The 16,768-nt window shown below is 70.0% G+C and carries 18 protein-coding genes, 4 tRNA genes and 1 pseudogene; 7 read left to right on the top strand and 16 right to left on the bottom strand.

Annotation, left to right across the window (positions count from 1 at the left end; genetic code table 11):
• From G6031_RS00875 to thrS, 6 genes and pseudogenes are all read right to left on the bottom strand, one after another.
• Positions 1 to 308, bottom strand: a pseudogene (locus tag G6031_RS00875) (NUDIX hydrolase); the annotation flags it as partial.
• Positions 298 to 1,413 carry a glycosyltransferase family 4 protein gene (locus G6031_RS00870; RefSeq protein WP_182610600.1) on the bottom strand — a complete coding sequence of 372 codons (1,116 nt, stop codon included), beginning with the start codon at positions 1,411 to 1,413 and terminating at the stop codon, positions 298 to 300. The pseudogene G6031_RS00875 and the gene G6031_RS00870, both read right to left, overlap by 11 nt.
• A 7-nt stretch (positions 1,414 to 1,420) precedes the next feature.
• Entirely contained in the window at positions 1,421 to 2,329 is a 909-nt protein-coding gene (locus tag G6031_RS00865) for a phosphatidylinositol mannoside acyltransferase (RefSeq protein WP_179525385.1), read from the bottom strand.
• Positions 2,326 to 2,970 carry a phosphatidylinositol phosphate synthase gene (gene pgsA, locus G6031_RS00860; RefSeq protein ID WP_182610601.1) on the bottom strand — a complete coding sequence of 215 codons (645 nt, stop codon included), beginning with the start codon at positions 2,968 to 2,970 and terminating at the stop codon, positions 2,326 to 2,328. The genes G6031_RS00865 and pgsA overlap by 4 nt, the downstream gene beginning before the upstream one ends.
• 14 nt (positions 2,971 to 2,984) lie before the next feature.
• A complete protein-coding gene (locus G6031_RS00855; protein WP_182645263.1) occupies positions 2,985 to 3,563 on the bottom strand; it encodes an HIT domain-containing protein in 579 nt (192 codons plus the stop codon).
• A complete protein-coding gene (thrS, locus tag G6031_RS00850) occupies positions 3,560 to 5,647 on the bottom strand; it encodes a threonine--tRNA ligase (RefSeq protein ID WP_182652131.1) in 2,088 nt (695 codons plus the stop codon). The genes G6031_RS00855 and thrS overlap by 4 nt, the downstream gene beginning before the upstream one ends.
• Positions 5,648 to 5,806: 159 nt before the next feature.
• Between thrS and G6031_RS00845 the strand changes: the two genes are divergently transcribed.
• Positions 5,807 to 6,469 carry a DsbA family oxidoreductase gene (locus tag G6031_RS00845; protein WP_182652128.1) on the top strand — a complete coding sequence of 221 codons (663 nt, stop codon included), beginning with the start codon at positions 5,807 to 5,809 and terminating at the stop codon, positions 6,467 to 6,469.
• A gap of 84 nt (positions 6,470 to 6,553) precedes the next feature.
• On the opposite strand, the gene G6031_RS00840 is transcribed toward G6031_RS00845, so the two are convergent.
• From G6031_RS00840 to G6031_RS00800, 9 genes are all read right to left on the bottom strand, one after another.
• Positions 6,554 to 7,480, bottom strand: a complete 927-nt coding sequence (locus G6031_RS00840; RefSeq protein ID WP_241737113.1) for a methylamine utilization protein — start codon at positions 7,478 to 7,480, stop codon at positions 6,554 to 6,556.
• 56 nt (positions 7,481 to 7,536) lie between these two features.
• Positions 7,537 to 7,890, bottom strand: a complete 354-nt coding sequence (locus G6031_RS00835) for a cupredoxin domain-containing protein (protein ID WP_182644394.1) — start codon at positions 7,888 to 7,890, stop codon at positions 7,537 to 7,539.
• Positions 7,887 to 8,246 (bottom strand): plastocyanin/azurin family copper-binding protein, encoded by a 360-nt coding sequence (locus G6031_RS00830; protein WP_182644393.1) that lies wholly within the window; start codon positions 8,244 to 8,246, stop codon positions 7,887 to 7,889. Before G6031_RS00830 ends, G6031_RS00835 begins: the two co-directional genes overlap by 4 nt.
• A gap of 6 nt (positions 8,247 to 8,252) precedes the next feature.
• Complete coding sequence (locus G6031_RS00825) at positions 8,253 to 9,845, bottom strand: multicopper oxidase family protein (RefSeq protein WP_182652127.1); 1,593 nt, start codon at positions 9,843 to 9,845, stop codon at positions 8,253 to 8,255.
• A complete protein-coding gene (locus G6031_RS00820) occupies positions 9,845 to 11,203 on the bottom strand; it encodes a hypothetical protein (RefSeq protein WP_182644391.1) in 1,359 nt (452 codons plus the stop codon). The genes G6031_RS00825 and G6031_RS00820 overlap by 1 nt, the downstream gene beginning before the upstream one ends.
• 22 nt (positions 11,204 to 11,225) lie before the next feature.
• Entirely contained in the window at positions 11,226 to 11,930 is a 705-nt protein-coding gene (locus G6031_RS00815; RefSeq protein WP_182644396.1) for a methylamine dehydrogenase light chain, read from the bottom strand.
• Positions 11,931 to 12,009: 79 nt separating this feature from the next.
• Complete coding sequence (locus G6031_RS00810; protein ID WP_182644390.1) at positions 12,010 to 12,618, bottom strand: redoxin domain-containing protein; 609 nt, start codon at positions 12,616 to 12,618, stop codon at positions 12,010 to 12,012.
• A gap of 111 nt (positions 12,619 to 12,729) precedes the next feature.
• On the bottom strand, positions 12,730 to 13,305 hold the full coding sequence (locus G6031_RS00805) for a MauE/DoxX family redox-associated membrane protein (protein ID WP_182644389.1): 576 nt from the start codon (positions 13,303 to 13,305) through the stop codon (positions 12,730 to 12,732).
• A gap of 290 nt (positions 13,306 to 13,595) precedes the next feature.
• Positions 13,596 to 13,667 (bottom strand) — tRNA-Val (locus G6031_RS00800).
• 245 nt (positions 13,668 to 13,912) lie between these two features.
• Here G6031_RS00800 and G6031_RS00795 point away from each other — a divergent pair.
• The 5 genes from G6031_RS00795 (at position 13,913) to G6031_RS00775 (ending at position 15,147) form a co-directional block, all read left to right on the top strand.
• Positions 13,913 to 13,985 (top strand) — tRNA-Gly (locus tag G6031_RS00795).
• Between the two features lie 48 nt (positions 13,986 to 14,033).
• Positions 14,034 to 14,107: transfer RNA gene (locus tag G6031_RS00790), tRNA-Cys, on the top strand.
• 28 nt (positions 14,108 to 14,135) lie between these two features.
• Positions 14,136 to 14,210 (top strand) — tRNA-Val (locus tag G6031_RS00785).
• Positions 14,211 to 14,320: 110 nt separating this feature from the next.
• Complete coding sequence (locus G6031_RS00780; protein ID WP_182644388.1) at positions 14,321 to 14,551, top strand: hypothetical protein; 231 nt, start codon at positions 14,321 to 14,323, stop codon at positions 14,549 to 14,551.
• Positions 14,552 to 14,577: 26 nt separating this feature from the next.
• Positions 14,578 to 15,147, top strand: coding sequence for a GNAT family N-acetyltransferase (locus G6031_RS00775; protein WP_347238411.1), 570 nt, complete (start codon positions 14,578 to 14,580; stop codon positions 15,145 to 15,147).
• Between the two features lie 4 nt (positions 15,148 to 15,151).
• Here the strand turns inward: G6031_RS00775 and zapE are convergent, their stop codons facing one another.
• On the bottom strand, positions 15,152 to 16,168 hold the full coding sequence (zapE, locus tag G6031_RS00770; protein ID WP_179525390.1) for a cell division protein ZapE: 1,017 nt from the start codon (positions 16,166 to 16,168) through the stop codon (positions 15,152 to 15,154).
• 104 nt (positions 16,169 to 16,272) lie between these two features.
• Here zapE and G6031_RS00765 point away from each other — a divergent pair.
• Positions 16,273 to 16,768, top strand: a 496-nt coding sequence (locus tag G6031_RS00765) for a dihydrofolate reductase family protein (protein ID WP_347238412.1), incomplete at its 3' end; no start/stop codon positions are given.

The raw sequence follows: 16,768 nt of genomic DNA, 5'->3' as shown, positions 1-16,768 counted from the left end.
CCGGGCCGGGCCGGGTCCGGGTCGGGCCGGGGGTCGGTCCCGGTGACCGAGTCGGTCGGATGGGCGCGGGCCAGCGCCAGGGCGTGCGACAACCGCTGCGCCGATGCAGGGTCCCGGACGCCCAGCTCCGCGACGATCGCGGCTGTCACCGTGTGGCGGCGTTCCAGGGCGCCGATCAGTGCGGCTCGGGCGAGATCCGTCCGGATGTGGAGCCTGTCGAGACGATGTGCGGTGAGGTAGGCGGCGAGCAGGGCGGTCACCGCCAGGATGACCAGTGCGACGACGACGAGGATCACTTCAGCGGACACGAATGGTCTCCCCCGGTCCACGGACGGTCTCGTATACGCGGATCACCCGCTCCGCCACGACCGGCCAGTCGAACTCCCGGACCGCCTCGGAGGCGCGCGCGCAGAGATCGGCTCTGTGTCCGTCGTCGCCGAGCACGCGGACGAGGGCGGCGGCCAGGCCACCGGGGTCCCCCACCGGTGCGAGTTCACCACAGTCCCCGTCTCCCAGGACCCGGCGGAACGCGTCGAGATCGGAGGCCACCACGGCCGTCCCGGCCGCCATCGCCTCCACCAGGACGATGCCGAAACTCTCCCCACCCGTGTTGGGTGCGCAGTAGACGTCCGCGGCCGCGAGCACCGCGGCCTTGCGGGTGTCGTCGACCCGACCGAGGAAGTCCACGTCGAGGCCCGACGGCAACCGGTCCCGCAGTGCCCGCTCGTCGCCGTCCCCCATGATCCGTAACCGGAGGTCGGGCACGGCCTCCAGCACGGCCGGGAGTGCGGAGACCAGAACGTCCATACCCTTGCGCGGTTCGTCGTAACGCCCGAGGAAGGCCACGGTGGGTGAACCGGATCGCTCGGCCGTCGCGTCGACCCCGCGGAACGCGCCGACGTCCACGCCGTTGGGGATCTCCACCGCGCCGGACCCGAGGGCCTCCATCTGCCATCGCCGGGCGAGGGTCGACACCGCGATCCGACCGCGGATCTTCTCCAGGAGCGGTGCGAGGGCGCCGTCCGCGGCACCGAGGATCATCGAGCCGGACGTGGATGTGTGGAAGGTGGCCGTGATGGGTCCCGAGGACATGGCCAGGGCGAACATCCCGACTCCCGGCGCGTTGGGTTCGTGGATGTGCAACACGTCCAGCGGATCGCTGCGCAACCAGTGACGGGTGGTCCGCCAGGCCGCGGGTCCGAAGCTCAACCGGGCCACGGACCCGTTGTACGGGATCGGGACCCCCGGGCCGGTCAGCGTCATCCCGGAGACCGGTGCGTTCTCGGGGCGGCCGGGGGCGAGCACCCGGACCGAGTGGCCGCGCCGACGCAACTCCTCGGTCAGATCCACCACATGGGCCTGGACGCCGCCCGGCGCATCGAAGGAGTAGGGGCAGATCATGCCGATGCGCACGAGTCGATCAGCCCTCGATCCGCGCGCGACGGTCGGCGGACAGGTCGGCCAGCCACAGGGGTTGGAGCATGTGCCAGTCCGCCGGGTGACGGGCGATCCCCTCGGCGAAGAGGTCGGCCATCGCCTGCACGGCCGCCTCCACTCCGCCGGAGACGTCGATGGGCGGGGTGATCCGCACCCGCATCGTCTCCTCGTCGGAATACCAGAACTGCGCCACGAGGAACGGCGCGCCGGTCTCCACGGCGAGCCTGGCAGCCCCTGCGGGCATCCGGGTGGTCTCACCGAAGAAGGTCACCGGGACGCCGGTCCGACGCAGGTCCCGTTCGCCGGGCAGGCACACGATGCCGCCCCCGCGGAGGAACTCGCGGAGTGCCTCGAGCGGCGGCGTGGCGCCACCGGTGTGCGGATAGATGGTGAATCCCAGGCTCTCCCGGTACTCGAGGAAGCGCTGATAGAGGGATTCCGGCTGCAACCTCTCGGCGACCGTGGCGAAGGTGCCGTACCGCCGCGCCAGCCATGTCCCGCCGAGATCCCAGTTGGCCGAGTGCGGGAGGGCCACGATCACCCCGCGTCCCCGGGCCAGGGCCGCGTCGAGGTGGTCGACGCCCTCGATGGTCCGGTCCATCTCCCTGGCCACGGCCTCGCGGTCCATCGAGGGCAGACGGAACGCCTCCCGCCAATAGCGCGCGTAGGAACGGAAGGAGTCTCGGACGAGGTCGTCGGGGACCTCCGCGGGGGCGACCCCGAGGACCCGGGACAGGTTCTTGCGGAGCTGGGAGTCCTCCCCTTGACGTCGGGCGGCGACGTCGGCTCCGGTCCGGAACAGGGCCCGTGCCACCGGTTCGGGGAGCGCGCGCACCAGAGCCCACCCCGCGGCGTACCCGAGGTCCGAGGCCCGCTGGCCCAGCCGGGTCATCGGTCGCCCGCCGTCGGTGACCCGAGCCGGTCGAGCCGCCCGAGGTGGTCGGCCCGTCCGCCCCACACCCTCTGGAGGACCGTGATGAGACTGCCCACCGCGACCACCGTGATCGCGATCTCGAGGGCCCAGGGGACGCCGAGACCCTCCAGGCCGGCACCGAGCAGGATCAGGACGAGGCGGTCGGCGCGTTCCATCAGACCGCCGGGCGTGCGCAGACCCCCGGCGTCCGCGCGGGCCTTGGAGTAGGACACGACCTGGGAGAGCACGAGGCACGCCAGCAGCATGCCGAGCGCGTACTTGTTGTCCGGTTCGGCGTCCACCAGCCACCACAGCAGGGACGCGAGGATCACACCGTCGGCCACCCGGTCCGACACCGCGTCGACCAGCGCGCCGTAGGGGGACCCGCCGTCACCCGCCCGGGCGACCGCCCCGTCGACCAGGTCGAGCAGGGTGCACAGGGCGATCACGATCGCCCCTGCCACCAGGTGGCCGTTGCCGAAGAGCGCGACCGCCGCCGCACAGGTCAGCACCAGCCCGGCCAGGGTGATGCCGTTCGCGGTGACCCCGATCCGGACCAGGAACGTCGCGAAGGGGTGTGCCACCTTGGTGACACCCGACCTTCCGAACTCGCTCAGCATCTGTTCCCCCGCAATCAGGTGTGGTCGGGCCCGGGCACCGTCGACCACGCCTCGGCCAGCAGTTGTCGGGTCTGACGGAGCAACTGGGGCAGCACCTTGGTTCCGCCGGTCACCGTAATGAAGTTGGCGTCGCCGATCCAGCGCGGCACGACGTGTTGGTGCAGATGATCCGACAGCGAACCCCCCGCGGCGCTGCCCAGGTTGAGCCCCACGTTGAACGAATCCGGTCGGGACACGGCCTTGACGACCCGGATCAACTGCTGGGTGTACGACATCAGCTCACGCGCCTCGTCGTCGTCGAGATCCTCCAGGTCGGCCACCTTGCGGTACGGCACCACCATGGCGTGCCCGGGGTTGTACGGGTACAGGTTGAGTACCACGTAGACATGGGCGCCACGGGCGACCATCAGGCCGTCCTCGTCGCTCATCCGGGGGATGTCGAGGAAGGGCTCCCCGGTCATACCCTCGGCGGGCTCGGGCGACGACTGGGCGATGTACGACATCCGGTACGGGGTCCACAGCAGCTGCAGGCGATCCTCCCCCACCCCGTACTGGCGGTACCCGTCCGTCGGGGTGGGCTCCCGGGACGTCACACCCGCTCCGCCGTGGGCACGTCGTTGCGCCGCGAGTTGACCCAGTAGACGATCTTGTCCATCGCGGCGTTCCGGGAGACCCCGTTGAGCTGGGTGCCGTCGGGGAACCGGAAGCTCACCGCGCCCGCCTCGACGTCCCTGTCGCCGGCGAGCAGCATGAACGGCACCTTGCCGGTCGTGTGGTTGCGGATCTTCTTCTGCATCCGCTCGTCCGCCAGATCGAGTTCGGCGCGGATACCCCGGCCGCGGAGCTCGTCGATCACGTCCTCGAGGTGCTTCTCGTGCGCCTCGGCCACCGGGATGCCCACCACCTGCACGGGCGCGAGCCACGCCGGGAACAGCCCCGCGTAGTGCTCGAGCAGGACGGCGAAGAACCGTTCGATGGACCCGAAGAGCGCGCGGTGGATCATCACCGGGCGCTTCTTGGTGCCGTCCGCGGCGTTGTAGGTGAGGTCGAACAGCTCGGGGAGGTTGAAGTCGAGCTGCACCGTGGACATCTGCCAGGTGCGGCCGATCGCATCGCGCGCCTGGACCGAGATCTTGGGTCCGTAGAAGGCCGCCCCGCCCGGGTCCGGGACCAGCTCGAGGCCCGAGTTGGTGGCGACCCGCTCGAGCGTCTCGGTGGCCCGCTCCCAGATCTCGTCACCGCCGACGTACTTCTCGGGGTCCTTGGTCGACAGCTCGAGGTAGAAGTCCTCGAGGCCGTAGTCGCGCAGCAGCGAGATGATGAAGGACAGCACGGAGGCGATCTCGCCCTCCATCTGGTCCTCGGTGCAGTAGATGTGGGCGTCGTCCTGGGTGAAACCGCGCGCGCGGGTGAGCCCGTGGATCACGCCCGACTTCTCGTACCGGTACACCGTGCCGAACTCGAACATCCGCAGCGGCAGTTCGCGGTACGAGCGACCGCGGGAGTCGAAGACCAGGTTGTGCATGGGGCAGTTCATGGGCTTGACGTAGTAGTCCTGCCCCGGCTTGGTCTCCCTGCCGTCGGCGTCGTACTCCGCGTCCAGGACCATGGGAGGGAACATGCCCTCCGAGTACCAGCTCAGGTGCTGCGACTTCCGGAAGAGGTCGCCCTTGGTCACGTGCGGGGTGTTGACCAGCGAGTACCCGGCGGACAGGTGGCGCTTGAGGGAGTGCTGCTCCATCTCGTTGCGGATGATCCCGCCACGGGGGTGGAACACCGGGAAGCCGGAGCCGATCTCGTCCGGGAAGCTGAACAGGTCGAGTTCCGTACCCAGCCGCCGGTGGTCCCGCTTCTCCGCCTCGGCGAGGCGATCGAGGTAGGCGTCCATCGCCTCAGTGCTCTCCCACGCCGTGCCGTAGACGCGCTGGAGGCCGGCGTTCTTCTGGTCGCCGCGCCAGTACGCCGCGGAGGAACGGGTGAGGGTGAACGCGGGGATGAACTTGGTGGTGGGGGTGTGGGGCCCGCGGCACAGATCCGACCAGACCACCTCGCCCGTGCGCGGGTTGAGGTTGTCGTACGCGGTCAGTGCGCCGGCCCCGACCTCCATGATCTCCGCGTCCTCGAGGGCCTCGGCGCCCCCGGCGTCGCCGGAGTCCGCCCGTCCCTTGTCCTCCACCAACTCGAGCTTGTACGGCTCACCGGCGAGCTCGGCGCGGGCCTCGTCCAGAGAGGCGTACTCGCGCCGGGCGAAACGCTGGCCCGATTTGATGATCTTCTTCATCCGCTTCTCGAGGTCCTTGAGGTCCTCGGGAGTGAACGGCTCGGCCACGTCGAAGTCGTAGTAGAAGCCGTTCTCGATCGGCGGGCCGATCCCGAGCTTCGCCTCGGGGAACTTGTCCTGGACGGCCTGCGCCAACACGTGGGCGCAGGAGTGTCTGATCACGGACCTGCCGTCCTCGGTGTCCGCGCGGACGAGTTCGACCTCGGTGTCCGTCTCGGGCGCCCACGACAGGTCGCGCAACGCGCCATCGGGGTCGCGCACCACCACGACGGTCTCCGGGCCGCTCCTCGACTGCAGCTCCCGCTCGGAGAGGATCTTGCCCGCCGGTTCTCCCGCCGGGATGACGGTGGTGGTCACGGTGCCCGCATCCGTTGCGTCGACGTCGGCTTCCGGCATGCGGTTCTCGGACACGGGGGGCGATCTCCTCGGCAGTGGACGACGGGTGACCCAGGGTCACCCGTGACGGGCGCACCAGCTCCGGTGACGGACCTGGGCCGGTCCATGCTACCCGGCGGCTCGCGGAATCCCGGACCGCCTCGAGCGGTTGTACCCGCCATGCGCATAGACATCTGGTCAGACGTCGTCTGCCCGTTCTGCTGGATCGGCAAACGCCACCTGGAGGCCGCGCTGGAGGCGTTCCGGGCGGAGCACCCCGACACTGCCGTCGACGTGGCCTGGCGGGCCTTCGAACTCGACCCGGCGGCGCCGCGGCACGGCGGGAGCGGCGACGACGAGTCCGGCGCGCAGATGCTCTCGCGCAAGTACGGCATGACGCTGGCGGAGGCGGAGGCCACGCAGGAACGGATGGCGGAACGGTTCCGGGAACTCGGGTTGGAGTTCGACTGGCGGTCCGCCAGGATCTCCTCGACCTTCGACGCCCACCGGCTGGCGGCGCTGGCCGCGGATCACGGGAAGGCGGACGAGGTCGACGAGGCGTTGCGCCGCGCCTACTTCACCGACGGCGAGCGACTCTCCGACCCGGAGGTCCTCGGGCGCATCGGCGTCGGGGCCGGCCTGCCCGCCGACGCCGTCGACCGGTTGCTGTCCGGGGACGGATACGGCGACCGGGTCCGTGAGGACGTCGACGCGGCCCGTGGGATCGGCGTGAACGGGGTGCCGTTCTTCGTCTTCGACGGCAGGCTCGCCGTCAGCGGTGCACAGCCCGTCGAGGTGTTCGGTCAGGCCCTGGAGCAGGCTCTCGAGGCCGACCCGGGTTGAGCCACCACGCCACCCGCGACCCCGGGGCGCCCGGTCCGCCATGCGGCACGGGCGCCCCGGAGGTGTCCCGGACGGGCACCGGTGTCACATGGCCAGCGCCGCGGCCCCGAACCCTGCGAGGGCGAGCAGCCCCGAGCCCGCGGCGAGCTGCACGAGCCGGTCCGCAGCCATGCACGTGAGCAGGAAGTCGCCCATCGTCCCGCCGCGGCGCTGATGCAGGATCGCCATGGCGGACGGCCCGCATCGTCCGATCGACACGGCGGCGAACAACGCCGCACCCAGGGCCGGGTTCGCGAGCGCGACCGCACCCAGGAAGAGCAGGTAGTACGCGCTCGAACGGATGAAGATCATGAACCCCGGCCCGATCAGCGTCCCGAAGTAGAACGAGACCCGCATGGGCCGACCGACCCGGCGCAGGTGACGGGGTAGCTGCTGGCGCCGCATCGGGGTGGGCATGCGGAGGAGCCCGGTCTCATGGAGCCCGTACAGCAGGGCGAGCGAGGACCACCCCGCCAACAGGGGGGCGACGGGGACCGGCCCCACGACATGGTTGACGGCCACGCCCACGAGCCCCAGGCCCGCGCCCACCGGAAGAGCGGTGAGGAGCGAACCCGCCAGGTGAGCCCCGAGCCGGACGACCGCGGAACCGTCGCCGGGACGGTCCGATTGCTTCGGCGCCGCGACGACCCCCGCAACGGACATGCCGCAGGTCGACCAGTTGGCGGCGACGGCGGTCAGCGCGGCGGCGCCCACCACTCCGACCGTCAGTGCGACGGATGCGGTGATCCCACCGACCGCGCCGACGGCGACGGCCGCACCGACGCCCACCGCCACGGAGGCGGCGGCCACGCCGACCCTCGTGGCCAGGCCGAAGGCGACACCCATCCGGGGACGTATTCCCGGCCGGTCACCCAGGTCGAGATCGGAGATGTCGGCCACCGTCCTGCCTTCCGCCACGTCGGGCGGAGGGACCTCTGCGAGGTGTGGGGCTGTGGTCTGGGTAGTGGTCATGATGTTCCTCCTCGATAGTGGAATAAGCGAGAGATCTGTGTCCGGTCAACGCGTGATCAGGGGCGGGGGCTGACGATGACGGTGCCCACCATCTGGGGATGGATGGAGCAGGTGACCCGGTAGACACCGGGCTGGTCGAACGTCATCCTGTGCTCGCCCTCGGCGCGGAAGCCGGCTGTCGACGTGAGGCCGTCCACGACGATCTCGTGGAACGTCCCTCCGTCGTCGTAGAACCAGGCGACCTCCTCCCCGGCCGTCAGGTGCACCTCCCGGGGGTCGAAGGCGACGTTGCGCACCGTGACCCTGGTCGGCTCCGGGGAGGTCCCGCACCCGGCGACCGCGAGGACCGCGGTGGCCGCGACGGCCAGGCCCGGGTGTCGACGTGGGAGACCCGTCCGGGTGCGGGTCATTCTTCGACGATCACCTCCCCGGTCATCTGGGCGTGCGGGGTGCAGTGGTACGGGTAGACGCCGGCGGTGTCGAACGTCTGCGAATAGCTCCCCTCCGTCTGGAGTTCGGAGGCGAAACTCATCGGCGCGTCGTCGTCGGAGACGACGTCGTGGGGGAGGGAGGCCTCCCACACCCACTCGACGGTGTCCCCCGGCTTGATCGTCACGACGGCGGGGTCGTAGCTCATGTCGAGGACCCGGACCTGCACGGTGGTGCCCGAGGAGGCGTCCCCGGTCCCGCCGTCAGAAGAGCACCCGGTCGTCAGCAGGACCGCCGAGACGGCGATCGCGGCGATCTTGGCGGTGTGTCGCAACATCGTCAGTTACCTCTCGTAGTAGAAGTTGGTCGTCATTCCGGCGTCCAGGTGGTAGGCGTTGTGGCAGTGGAACATCCACGCCCCCGGGTTGTCGGCGTCGAACTCGAACGCCAGATCCTGGCCCGGGTGGATGATCACGGTGTCTCGCCGCAACCCGCCGTACTCCGGGACCCCGAACGTGTGTCCGTGCAGGTGCATCGGGTGCCACATCGTCGTGTTGTTGGTCATCTCGACGCGGATGCGCTCCCCCGTCCGCATGGTCACCTTCCCGACGTCCGGCCCGGCGATCCCCCACACGTAGTCCGAGGGCGACTCGATGAGCTCCAGTCGGAAGGTCCGATCCGGGGAGCGCGCCGGTAGTGCGGAGGCCTCGGTGGCCCGGAGGCCCGAGTCCTGGACCGGCGTGCGGTCCAGTTCGGGTATCCGGCCGGACCGGGCGAGGTCGACGCTCGTGACCGAGTCCCGGCTGCGCAGGGTCGTGGCGACGAAGTCGTCGGTACCCTCCACCCTGGCGACCACGGGCCACGTGCCGGAGCCGACCTCGACCAGGACGTCGACCCGCTGGGCCATCCCCACGAGCACGGACGCGGCATCCACCGGTTCGCAGGGGAACCCGTCGGTCTCGATGACCCGCATCCGCCGGCCTCCCACGGCCACGCGGTACGGCGTCTCCGCCGCGGCGTTGATGATGCGGAGCCTCGCGGTGGCGCCCGGAGGTGCCACCAGCGGCTCGGCGTCGGCGGTGGGTCGGCCGTTGATCAGGTGCACCGGGTAGGAGATGTGCTGTGTCATCCCGCCGAGTTCCACGGACTCCGGGTGCGGCCCGGCGGTCCGGGCCCGGGCCTCCGGGTCCGGCGGGGCGATGGTCGACGTCGAGGCGGATCCGTGACCTTGGTGCCCCCCGTGGCCGGCGTGCCCACCCAGCGCCGGGTTGAGGGCGCGGAGCAGGTCCTCGGGTGACGGCCCGTGCCCCACGGTCCAGTCGTCGAGCACGACCACCAGGTCGACGTCGGCGCCGTACGGATCCCTCGGATCCTCGACGATCAGCGCACCCAGCATCGCCTCATCCGCCTGGAGCCCGGAGTGCGAGTGATACCAGTACGTCCCGGCGTGCGGCAGCCTGAAGGCGTAGTCGTACGACCCACCGGGGGCGACGTTCTCACCCGTCAACGGAGGGGCACCGTCCATGTCGTTCCGGATCTGGATGCCGTGCCAGTGGATCACGGTCTCCTCGTCCAGGGCGTTGACGTGGTGGACCCGGAGTTCGTCCCCCAGGGAGGCCCGGATCTCCGGCCCCACCGGTCCGTCGCCGTACGACCTCGCCGAGACCTGGCGACCGGCGAGACCGAAGGCGGCGAGCGCGGCTGTCACCGTGACGTCCACCGCGCGCCCGGAACTGAACCGGGCGGCCTCCGCCGCGGCGACCTCAGGGTCCGCGTACCCGATCCGGTCCGCGGCCTGAACGGCGGTGGTGATGGCGTTCTCGGCCGCGCAGGCCGCCATCGCCACCCCCACCCCGCCGAGTCCGAGCGCGGCCAGGAAGGCCCGCCGGCTCACCCCGGAGCGGGCCGGGTCCAGCGTGCCCGGGGCGAGGCCCATCAGGCGACCCTCCGCTCCGGGGCCCGCACTCCGCTGACACCGTCGGAACCGCCGGCGTGGCCGGTGATCGTCGCAGTGGAGACGACCTCCCCCGTCGCCGGGTCGACCCCGACGATCGTGGGCAGGTCCTCCCCCTCGTCGTCACCCGTGCCGGGGGCGGTGCCCAGAACGTAGAGGACCGATCCGTCGAGGTTGTAGGAGACGGAGTCGATCGAGTCCAGCCCGAGCTTCTCCAGATCGAGGTTCTGGGTCTCACGCGCGCCGTCGACGTCGAACAACCGGACCCGGACCACGTCTCCCCCGTTGGCGGAATGAGGATGGATGTCGGAATCGGTGTACTCCACGAAGAACTGCTCCCCGTCGGGACGGATGCCGTTCGTGTAGAAGCGACCTCCGTCTCGACCCACGTTGCCCAGCGGACGCACCTCGTCGGTGGGCAGGCCGGAGGAGAAGTCGAAGAGGTAGGCCTCGCCGGCCTCGTTGATGAGGAACCCGGACTCCACGTCGTCGGCGAAGTGCGCCTCGCGAGACGCCGTGAAACCCTCGGGCAGGACCTTCGAGCGGCCGCTCTCGCTGATGCGCCCCTCGTCGTCGATCGTGAGCTCGAGCAACTCGCGGGATCGTTCGCAGACCGAGTAGATCTTGTCCCCGACCGGCCACGTGTACGGTCCGCAGCCGATGATCTGCTGCTCTCCGGACAGCACTCCGCGGTCCAGATCCACCACGCGGGGCCCGAAGAGCTGGTCGTCCCACGAGGTCATGAACCGGCCGCCGCCGCTGATCGTGTGCGAACCCTCTCGGGAGTGGAACCGCACGTGGCGCGGCAGGAGCACCTCGTCCGGTTCGAGCAGGTTTCCGGAGTAGGTCGAGACGGTGTAGTCGGCCTGGCCGCGCGAACCGCGCGGGGTCCACACCTCGAACGCCACCGCCTGCGGGTCGGCAGGGGTGTCGGTCGTGAAGAGGTGGACGACGTCGTCCCAGATACCGTGACCTGTGGTGATGCGGGTCTTGACGACTCCGTCAGCCGGATCGAAGGCGGCCCAGACGGTCTCGTCGTCGCGCCACTCGGCGGCGATCATCCAGTCGGCGCCGATCGGTGTCACCTCGGAGGTGTACGGGATGTTCGGGTCGGCCCCGACCTCTCCCAGTTCCTGGTCCTCGTCGCCGAGCGTGGCGTTCGCCGGAGGGGCCGTGATCGCGGGGACGTTCGGGAACTCGTAGGTGGTCGCGACCCCGTTGGCCACGTCGAACTCCCCGTCGTCCCCACCGTCGGGACCGGGCGAGCACCCGACCAGCAGGAGCACGGCCGCGGTGGCCGCGGAGAGGCCCGCGAGGCGGGGGGTGGTGAAAACGGTCATCTGAGTGGTCCTCTCGGCCCTTCTAGCGGGAGCCCGCGCCGACGCGCGGGCGGGTGGCGTGGTTGGTCTGGCAGTCCTCGCCGATGATCGGGGCGAGCGTGCACGTGTACGACTGGGACTCGTCCGAGACGCACCAGATGATCTCCTGGTCGAAACTCCCGGAGACCGGGTTGTACATGACGGCCTGGGCGTCCGGTTCGCCGCAGTATTTGGTGGAGCACCGCGGGGCGCCACAACAGTCGTAGTAGGCGATCAGGTAGGTCTTGCCGTTCTCGGGGTGGGTGCAGCACCCCACCCAGTACTCCGCTCCCGGCTTGGATCCGGGTGCGCAGGTCGAGACTCCGCCGCCCGCACAGGAGGGGCAGGGCCGGCCGTCCATGTTGCACCAGCGCCAGTAGTTGCACTCGGTGGGATCCTTGCCGTCGTACGTGGGCAGGAGGTCGTCACCGGCCCCGAACGGGGTCACCGCATTCTGTGCGGCGGGCGGCGTCGTGGCCCCGGACGCGGGGGGTTGCTGGGCGAGGGCCTGGGGGTCGCGGGTGACCGGCAGGGCGCCCACCACGGCCACTCCCGACAGGCCCATGGTCCATTTGGCCATCTTCGAGAGGACCGAGCGGCGGGACGTGCGTTCCGACAGGTGCCGGGAGACCTTGCTGAGCGAACTCCCTCCCCCGCCGGACAGCCATTCGGCGTGCTCTGTCAGGCGGCGTTGGTCGGAGTCATCGATATGAGCCACGAGGTGTTCCTTTCCTTGCAGGGGGTGGAGGGATCGTCCGCGGACCGCGGTGAGGAGCACCGCGGTGAGCTCACGAGGCGGTGGGGACGCCGATACCGGCGTAGAGGTGCTGGATCGTCGGCGTGCCCGACTCCAGCGCGTTGAGAAGACTCTCGACGTGCTGCATGTTGTTGCACAGACCCTTGGCGGCGATCGACCCGTCGGTGTCCAGGAGGATCCCGTACGGAGTGGTCCCGACCTGGTACGCGATTCCCACCTCGCGGGCGTCCAGGTAGGACAGTTCGGCACCGATCCCGGCACCGGCCAGGAACTCGCGGTGCTCCTCTTCCGTGCCGTCGGAGATCAGCACCACGTCGAGGTCGCGCTCGGCCTTGGCCATGGCCTTGATTCCGGGGAGCAACGCCTTGCAGGTCGAGCACTTCGGGCCCGTGAACATCAGCAGCTGGGGCCTCGGGCGCTCGCCGGCGACAGCGGTGGTCCTACCCATGTGGTCGACCAGGCCCGCGAAAGACGGGCCGGTGTCGCCGACCGCAGGGCCCGACTCGAGCACACGGGCCCCGAGCGGGCCGAGTCGGACCTGGACCCGACCCAGTTCACGGGCCAACCCCAGGATCATCAGGACCAGGATGATGTCGACCAGGACGAGGACGACGAGCAGCGTGAGGACGAAAGCGGACATGGGAGTACTCCTGTTCGGGAAAGAGCGGTCGGGTGATGCCCGACCGGGGCGTGCGGGCGTACGGGAGGTGGAGGAGAGGGGTGCCGTCACCACAGCGCGGGTGACCGCGGTCTAGACGGCGGCGGAATGGCGCCGCCTGAGCTCATCGCGGGCAGGTCGCAGGTAGTCGTCGACCCTGATGCGACCGAGCGTCAGCGTCGAGGCCACCGCACGGACACCGAAGGCGAGCGCGACCGTGAGTCCGGCCAGGACGAGGCCCGTCGAGGCCTCGGGGAGAGATCGCGGCCCGGGCAGGTACAGGCAGGCCACAGCGGCGGCGGCGAACCCGAGTGCCCGGGTCACGTGCCACCACCCGATGCTGGGAGCGTCGTGTCCGCCGAAGGCGAAGCATCCGCAGTCCAACTCCGTGCGCCCTCGGAGCAGGTTGACCGCCAATCCGGCTGCGTAGACGCCGAAGAGGGCCGCCACCCCCCACGCCACGGCGTCGAGGCCCACTCGTCCGAGAAGCGCGGCCCCGAGCAGGATCTCGAGGAACGGCAGGACGCGCCCCACCTTCACCGCCAGGGGGTCGGGAAGGATCTTGTACCCGACTACCACTCGGGCGTGGGCACCGATATCGCGCAGTTTGCTCAGTCCGGCGACGAGCAGTGCGATCCCGATGACGGACGTGGCGAGCATCCCCGTCATGTCTGTTCCTCCCAGCGTGTGCGACGTCCACGATCCGATGTCGTGGCACGTCACGGACGCTATGGCGGGTGTGTTACTCAGTCGTTTCGGTGGGAGTGCTCAGTTGTTTCTAATGCTTCACAATTGTCGAGATCACACGCGGCGGACGGAACCACGCAGCGCAAGGGCATTCCATCTGTAGAGCCCTGGGGAGGCAGCCGGCCCATCTGCCCGCCGGGGCCCGAGCGCCGGCGAGGGGCCTGAACGCAGTCAGCCCCTGCCTCACGGGGAGACAGGGGCTGAACGGGCGGTGGTCCTAACTGGGTTCGAACCAGTGACCTCTCCGGTGTGAACGGAGCGCTCTTCCACTGAGCTATAGGACCTGATGCGCCGCCGTACTCGCGTCGGCACCGGAATACTGTAGCAAGTCCGGCGGCGGGACCCAATTCGGGGTCGGCGGCCGCCCCCGGCCCGATGCTCCGGTCCACCACGGTGGTTCCCGCAGTCCCCGATCAGCACCATCTGGGCAGGTAGAGAGCATTTCCGACCCCCGATTTGTGTTCCAAGATCGGGTTCGGCTAATGTTCATTCTCGCAACGCGGTGAGCAACAGCGAGCCGGGGCGCAGTGCGGATGTGGCGCAGCTGGTAGCGCATCACCTTGCCAAGGTGAGGGTCGCGGGTTCGAATCCCGTCATCCGCTCGGAGGGATCGAGGAGCCAGGAGTCCTCACCGGGCTCGATACCTTTTCGGTGGAGTGGCCGAGTGGTGAGGCAGCGGCCTGCAAAGCCGTCAACACGGGTTCGATTCCCGTCTCCACCTCCAAGCCGGAGAGATCCGGTCGGTGAATCCCGCGCGATTAGCTCAGCGGGAGAGCGCTTCCCTGACACGGAAGAGGTCACTGGTTCAATCCCAGTATCGCGCACCACGACACACGCCCCGGCTCACCGCCGGGGCGCCGTGCATTTCGGCGGGATCGCTCCCGGTTCGGTACCGCCTCGTGCCCGCCATGTGATGAGGATCACTCATCATCGGGGTATGTCTACCGCGCACAGGCTTCCACACACCACGACGGTCGACTCGATAGCTCTGGAGGACGTCCGGGGGCGGGTCGTCGACCTCCGCCACACCACGGGCATCCTGGTCGATCTGCGCCGCACGGCCACGGACACCTACGAGGTCACGATGGTCCTCGGAGGCGGGGACGACTCGGAACGGCTGGTGATGTCCGGGGTGGGTGGGACCGAGAACCTGCACCTGCATTCCTGATCCCCGCGCCCCGCTAGTCTCACGGGGTGATCGCCAGCGTCGAACCCACCGTCGGACCCGCAGTCGCGGCAGATCTCGGCCCGATTGCCGCGCTGGCAGCCCGGACGTTCCCGCTGGCGTGTCCCCCGGATCTCCCCCGGGACTCGATCGACGCCTTCATCGCCCGGCATCTCTCCACCGGCGCGCTGAGTGTCCATCTGGTCACCCCCGGGCACGAACTCCTCGCGGCCAGGACGCCGGGTGGGCGACTCGCCGCATACGCCCTCCTCGTGGACGGGATCGAGATGGACCCGGCCTGCGCCGATCAGATCCTCCACCGACCCACCGTCGGGATCAGCAAGCTGTACGTCGACCCCGGCCACCACGGTTCGGGCATCGCGGCCCTGGTCCTCGACGACGTCGTCCGGAGGTGTGCCGGGAGGGGCGCGCGAAGTCTGTGGCTCGCCACCAACGTGGCCAACACCAGGGCACGCCGGTTCTACGCCAGGCAGGGGTTCGCCGAACGGGGAACGCGCACGTTCGACGTGGGCGGCGTGTCCAACACCGACGTCGTCTACGAGAGGGAGCTCGGTGGGACGGCCCCGGTTCAGGACTGAGCGTTCAGCCGCCGACCGTCTCGAAACGCGACAGCGCGAGGAGCCGGGACGTGGCCCGCAGGTACTTCTTCCGGTAGCCGCCCGCGATCATCTCCTCCGTGAAGATCGCGTCGAGCTTCTCCCCCGAGTTACGGACGGGGATCCCGGCGTCGTACAGGCGGTCCGCCAGGACGACCAGCCGCAGTGCGATGGCCTGGTCCGGCAACGGAGCGACGTCGCGCAGGCACACCCTGGTCACCCCGTCGACGAGGCGGTTGTACTTGGACGGGTGGAGGGTGGCCAGGTGCCCGCACAGCGCGTCGAAGTCGTCCAGCGTCGCCCCGGGGTCCGCGCCGGCGTCCGCCTCGAGCTCCGCCTCGGACATGGGGTCCGGCGCCGGAGGAAGATTGCGGTGACGGTAGTCGGGGCCGTCGACTCGGATCGACTCGAAGATCCCCGACATCTTGCGGATCTCGCGCATGAAGTCCTTGGCCGCGAACCGCCCCTCGCCGAGCTGCTCGGGAAGGGTGTTGGAGGTGGCGGCCACGCTGACGCCCGCCGTGGTGAGCTCCGCGAGCAGCCGGGACACCAGCATGGTGTCACCCGGGTCGTCCAGCTCGAACTCGTCGATGCACAGCACCGAGTGACCGGACAGCTCCTCGACCGCACGGTTGAACCCGAGGGCACCCACCACGTGGGTCAGTTCGACGAACGTGCCGAACGCCTTGGGCTCGGGACAGGTGTGGTAGATCGAGGTCAACAGGTGGGTCTTGCCCACACCGAACCCGCCGTCGAGATAGATCCCCGCCCCCTCCACCGACTTGGGTCGACGCCCGAACAGTCCCTTCTTGGGGGAACGACGGGTCACGACGCCCTCGGCGAACTCCCGACACGCCTTGACCGCGGCGGCCTGGGAGGGCTCGGCGGGGTCCGGGATGTAGGACTCGAAACTCACGTCATCGAACATCGACGGCGGGACCATCTGTGCCACGAGTTGGTCGGCGGGGACCACCGGGGTGACGTCAACGAGGCGAGAGACCATGCCCAGAGCCTATCGTGGGGCGACAGGCGTCAGAACGGAAGGAGCCCCAGGTGCTGTCGACCCGACCCCCCGCGCTCGACGACGACCCGGCTTCGCTCGACGCGATCTGGACCGCCCTCCAGCCGGACCAGCCCACGAGCGCCCCGATGATCCGTGCCGTCATGATCTCCTCCATCGACGGGACCACCACCGTCGACGGCCGGAGCGGGGGCCTGGGAACGCCCACCGACCGACTGGTCTACGACGCCATGCGGGCCCGCGCCGACCTCGTCCTGGTGGGGTCCGGGACGGCGTTGGCCGAACGCTACGGTCCCGCCGTGGTGAGCCCGGTCTGGACGGACCGGCGCACCGGACCCGCGCCCACCGTCCTCGTCCTCACCAGGTCGCTACCCGATCGGCTGATCGACCTCTGCGCCGGCACCGACGACCGGGTCCGGATCGCCGCGGCACACGAGGTGGGTCGTCAGCGCATCGAGGCCGCGCGGGCGCGGGGCGTGAGAGTGCACGTACTCGACCCGGGGCCGACCGGCGCCGCGGTGCGCGCGCTGGCGTCCCGCCTCCACGCCCGCGAGGTGGATTTCGAGGGCGGCCCCCGCCTCC

Source organism: Dietzia sp. CQ4 (assembly GCF_014145125.1).
GTDB lineage: Bacteria > Actinomycetota > Actinomycetes > Mycobacteriales > Mycobacteriaceae > Dietzia > Dietzia natronolimnaea.
The sequence above is the reverse complement of the archived record's forward strand: the minus strand, read 5'-3'. Positions and strand labels throughout refer to the sequence as shown.

Bases quoted from the DNA above. Each gene is read 5' to 3' on its own strand.
- G6031_RS00865 (WP_179525385.1), bottom strand. From the start codon at position 2,329: ATGACCCGGCTGGGCCAGCGGGCCTCGGACCTCGGGTACGCCGCGGGG.
- pgsA (WP_182610601.1), bottom strand. From the start codon at position 2,970: ATGCTGAGCGAGTTCGGAAGGTCGGGTGTCACCAAGGTGGCACACCCC.
- thrS (WP_182652131.1), bottom strand. From the start codon at position 5,647: ATGCCGGAAGCCGACGTCGACGCAACGGATGCGGGCACCGTGACCACC.
- G6031_RS00845 (WP_182652128.1), top strand. From the start codon at position 5,807: ATGCGCATAGACATCTGGTCAGACGTCGTCTGCCCGTTCTGCTGGATC.
- G6031_RS00840 (WP_241737113.1), bottom strand. From the start codon at position 7,480: ATGACCACTACCCAGACCACAGCCCCACACCTCGCAGAGGTCCCTCCG.
- G6031_RS00835 (WP_182644394.1), bottom strand. From the start codon at position 7,890: ATGACCCGCACCCGGACGGGTCTCCCACGTCGACACCCGGGCCTGGCC.
- G6031_RS00830 (WP_182644393.1), bottom strand. From the start codon at position 8,246: ATGTTGCGACACACCGCCAAGATCGCCGCGATCGCCGTCTCGGCGGTC.
- G6031_RS00825 (WP_182652127.1), bottom strand. From the start codon at position 9,845: ATGGGCCTCGCCCCGGGCACGCTGGACCCGGCCCGCTCCGGGGTGAGC.
- G6031_RS00820 (WP_182644391.1), bottom strand. From the start codon at position 11,203: ATGACCGTTTTCACCACCCCCCGCCTCGCGGGCCTCTCCGCGGCCACC.
- G6031_RS00810 (WP_182644390.1), bottom strand. From the start codon at position 12,618: ATGTCCGCTTTCGTCCTCACGCTGCTCGTCGTCCTCGTCCTGGTCGAC.
- G6031_RS00805 (WP_182644389.1), bottom strand. From the start codon at position 13,305: ATGACGGGGATGCTCGCCACGTCCGTCATCGGGATCGCACTGCTCGTC.
- G6031_RS00780 (WP_182644388.1), top strand. From the start codon at position 14,321: ATGTCTACCGCGCACAGGCTTCCACACACCACGACGGTCGACTCGATA.
- zapE (WP_179525390.1), bottom strand. From the start codon at position 16,168: ATGGTCTCTCGCCTCGTTGACGTCACCCCGGTGGTCCCCGCCGACCAA.